General features: G+C 24.7%; 1 protein-coding gene. It reads right to left on the bottom strand.

Translation table 11 applies throughout. The features are described 5' to 3' along the window. Positions 1-255, bottom strand: a 255-nt coding sequence (locus HS848_RS13175) for a hypothetical protein (RefSeq protein WP_198612559.1), incomplete at both ends; no start/stop codon positions are given.

The raw sequence follows: 255 nt of genomic DNA, 5'->3' as shown, positions 1-255 counted from the left end.
TAAGTAATAACGTAAATAACATCGTAAGTAATAACGTAAATAACATCGTAAGTAATAACGTAAATAACATCGTAAGTAATAACGTAAATAACATCGTAAGTAATAACGTAAATAACATCGTAAGTAATAACGTAAATAACATCGTAAGTAATAACGTAAATAACATCGTAAGTAATAACGTAAATAACATCGTAAGTAATAACGTAAATAACATCGTAAGTAATAACGTAAATAACATCGTAAGTAATAACGTAA

The organism is Staphylococcus caledonicus (assembly GCF_016238465.1).
Lineage (GTDB): Bacteria > Bacillota > Bacilli > Staphylococcales > Staphylococcaceae > Staphylococcus > Staphylococcus caledonicus.
This window is presented reverse-complemented; position numbering and strand designations above follow the sequence as displayed.